At 71.4% G+C, this 2,796-nt stretch carries 3 protein-coding genes; 1 reads left to right on the top strand and 2 read right to left on the bottom strand.

The genetic code is table 11. From position 1 onward, the window contains the following. Nucleotides 1–1,043, bottom strand: a 1,043-nt coding sequence (locus ACTIR_RS21940; protein WP_154663674.1) for a glycosyltransferase family 2 protein, incomplete at its 3' end; no start/stop codon positions are given. A gap of 82 nt (nt 1,044–1,125) precedes the next feature. Continuing rightward, nucleotides 1,126–1,410 (bottom strand): WhiB family transcriptional regulator, encoded by a 285-nt coding sequence (locus ACTIR_RS0105665; RefSeq protein WP_019806480.1) that lies wholly within the window; start codon nt 1,408–1,410, stop codon nt 1,126–1,128. A gap of 355 nt (nt 1,411–1,765) precedes the next feature. Between ACTIR_RS0105665 and ACTIR_RS0105660 the strand changes: the two genes are divergently transcribed. Beyond that, complete coding sequence (locus ACTIR_RS0105660) at nt 1,766–2,536, top strand: site-2 protease family protein (protein ID WP_026453544.1); 771 nt, start codon at nt 1,766–1,768, stop codon at nt 2,534–2,536. Nucleotides 2,537–2,796: the final 260 nt, after the last annotated feature.

The raw sequence follows: 2,796 nt of genomic DNA, 5'->3' as shown, positions 1-2,796 counted from the left end.
CGCCGGAGACCGGCACGGCACCGGCCCACCGTTCCGGTGTAGAGCCCCGGCAGCGAACCGCGGTGCGGGCGACGTGCGCGCGCCCGGCGCAGGTCCCGCACCCCACCCGCGATCGCCCGTACGGCCGCCCACTCGGCCCGGGCGCGTTCGCCGTCCCGCAGGAGGGCGAACACCAGCATCCGCACCAGGCACAGCACGGGAAGCGCGCCCAGCCCGAGAAGGAAACCGGATCCGGCCCGGTTCACCAGGACGGTGCGGGTGCCGTGGACACGTTCGAGTCCGGCGGCGGGGCCACCGCCGGCGTGTGCCGACCGCTGCCGGGTGGTGACGGCGCGGGCGTGCCGCACGCGGGCACGCGGCACACACAGCACCACGCGCCCCGAGGCGTTCGCGCGCCACCCGAAGTCCAGGTCCTCCCGCAGCAGTGGGATCTCGGTGTCGAATCCTCCGAGGTCGTCCCACGCCGCCCGCGAGACGAGCGCGCCCGCGCTCGGTACGGCCAGGACCTCGGTGGTCTGTTCCGGGGTGCCGTCACCGAGCGCGCGCGTGTCCACCTGTCTGCGGTGGCCGGAGGCGTCGGTGGACAGACCGGACTCGACCACGAGTCGTGGATCGGACCAGTCCACCGCGAGCGGCCCCAGCATCGCCGCCGACGAGGCGGTGTCGGCCGCCCGCAGCAGCAGATCGAGACAGTCCGGGTCGGGTGCGCTGTCGTCGTGCAGCAGCCACAGCCACGACCCCGGATCACCCCACCGGTCCAGACCGGCCTCGACGGCGGCCGTGACCGCGGCCGCGTAGCCGGTGTCGATCGGCAGGGTCAGGACCCCGTCGACGACCCCGTCCTCGGCGGCCCGGGCGAGCAACTCCGGCGTGTCATCGGTGGAACCGGTGTCCACGGCGAGCACGTGCCGGGGGCGGACGGTGCCCTCCGGGAGGGCGGCCAGGACGTCGGGCAGCCAGGGCTGTCCGTTGTGACAGACCAGAACGGCCAAGACCGGGGCGGTGCGCACGGGAGACGACACCGACGCGGAAGTCCGGGGCACGTACCTCTCCCGGGATCGAGGGGGCCAGGGTGACTCTTCACCCTAACGAGTCACCTGGCGCCCTCGTCACACGGTATGTCGATCACACGGCGCGCTTCTTCAGCTTCCGGCGTTCCCGCTCGGAGAGTCCACCCCAGATGCCGAACCGCTCATCGTGTGCCAGGGCGTACTCGAGACAGTCGTCCTTGACCTCGCAGACCTGACAGATCCGTTTGGCCTCCCGCGTCGATCCCCCTTTCTCCGGGAAGAAGGCCTCGGGATCGGTCTGCGCGCACAACGCACGCTCCTGCCAATCCTGCTCGCCCGTCATGTCGAGGAGCTCGGCGAGGACACCCAGATCGGGGTCCGGGCCTCCGCCCCACTCCATGACGTGCTCCCCTTCCTTTGCAGTAGTGTCCAACCGCACGTCCGCCTCCTCGCTCTCACGCACTCCCGGGACCGGCGGTACTGGATGCCACCACTGCCCCCCTTTTCAGACAGCGAATGACATCAATGTGATTACACCTGTGGTATGCGATTGGGTCAAGCGGAGTAGCGAGGATGGGGGACGCTCGCGAGCGGCACATGCAAGCGGACACGCCGACCGAACACACCCGGATTTCACGGCATCCTGGAGGCTCGACACCCCCGGGGAGTTGACACCGCTCCCGGACCCGACCGGGACCCACCCACGGTGACCCTCGCGGTGACCGGACCGACGAACGGAGGGGACACTGACCACCGTGCCACGCTCACTCGTCCGCCCCAGCCTGCTGTTCTACGCCATCCTCGCCGTCACCGTCCTGGGCGGCGTCCTCGCGGCCACCGTCGGGTTGCGGGAGGTGCTGGACCGCACCGTCCTCGGTTCGGCCGGCGTCTTCCTGCTGGTGATCGGCGGCTGGGCGCTGTCGTTGACCCTGCACGAGTTCGGTCACGCGATTGTGGCGTACCGGGGCGGTGACCACGAGGTGGCGGCGAAGGGCTACCTCGCCCTGGACATCCGCCGCTACACCGACCCGGTGTTGTCCCTGGTGCTTCCGCTGATCATTCTCGCGATCGGCGGGATTCCCCTGCCCGGCGGTGCGGTCTGGATCAACCAGTGGGCGCTGCGGTCCCGGGCGGTCTCGTCCCGGGTCTCCCTGGCCGGGCCGTTGACGAACCTCGCCCTCGGCATCGTGCTCACGCTCACGGTCATCAGCGTCGACATGCCGGTCGGACTGCTCGCGGGCCTGTCCTACCTCGCGTCGTTGCAGATCCTCGCCTTCGTGATCAACATCCTGCCGGTGCCCGGCCTGGACGGCTACGGCGCCCTCGAGCCCTACCTGCCCCCGCGGGCCCGCGAGTTCGGCCACCAGGCCAGGCCGTGGGCACCGTTGATGCTGCTCGCGCTGATCCTCGCGGTCCCCACCGCGGGACAGGCGCTGTGGGGCCTGTCCGATCTCGTGTTCGGCGCGGTGGGCGGTGACCCGAACGCCGCCGGCATCGGCCAGTACCTGTTCATGTTCTGGCGGTGATGACCGGGGACGTCGACACACGCGTGTGGGGTGGCGACTCGCGGGCCTCGGGCGTCAACTCGCGGGCCTCAAGTGGCGACTCGCGGGCCCCGGGTGTCAACTCGCGGGCACGGGGGTCAACTCGCCGGGGGGCGGGTGGGTTTTCTGGCGAGGGAGTTGCCGAGGGCGACGGCGGCGGGGAGGGCGCCCGCGCCCAGCAGGGCCAGCGTGCGCCAGTCGACGAGCAGGACGACGTCCCCGCCCGGGCCGCCCGCCCCGAG

The organism is Saccharomonospora iraqiensis subsp. iraqiensis (genome assembly GCF_000430445.1).
Classification (GTDB): Bacteria; Actinomycetota; Actinomycetes; order Mycobacteriales; family Pseudonocardiaceae; genus Saccharomonospora; species Saccharomonospora iraqiensis.
Note: the sequence above shows the minus strand (reverse complement) of the source record. Positions and strands in the feature narration are given on the sequence as shown.